Consider the following 323-nt stretch of genomic DNA (forward strand, 5'->3'; position numbering starts at 1 on the left):
GAGCAATTTTCAGATCTGAACAAACAAGGCCATAGTATTTTGTTTGAAGACGACAAAGAACAACACAAAAACGCCAATGACCGAGATTAGTTTATTCGGGGCATTTATTATGGGCTTAGTAGGCAGTGGCCACTGCATTGTTATGTGCGGGGGGATTGCCTCTAGCTTGCAAATGGCCAATACAACTCTCAAACCCATCACTGTCGGATTACTTTACAATTTAGGGCGTGCATCAAGTTATATGATTGCTGGTGCATTAGTGGCGTCATTAGGCAATGCGTTTGCTAAACAAAATACGGGATTTGCACTGAGTTTAAAAATAT

The 323-nt window shown here is 41.2% G+C and carries 1 protein-coding gene and 1 pseudogene; both read left to right on the forward strand.

Annotated features, from left to right (window positions below; genetic code table 11):
- Positions 1 to 90, forward strand: a pseudogene (locus tag CWC11_RS23445) (cbb3-type cytochrome oxidase assembly protein); the annotation flags it as partial.
- Positions 77 to 323 (forward strand): sulfite exporter TauE/SafE family protein (locus tag CWC11_RS21215; RefSeq protein WP_138684199.1); only part of this gene is annotated, 247 nt, incomplete at its 3' end. The pseudogene CWC11_RS23445 and the gene CWC11_RS21215, both read left to right, overlap by 14 nt.

The organism is Pseudoalteromonas sp. S3178, from assembly GCF_005886985.1.
Classification (GTDB): domain Bacteria; phylum Pseudomonadota; class Gammaproteobacteria; order Enterobacterales; family Alteromonadaceae; genus Pseudoalteromonas; species Pseudoalteromonas carrageenovora.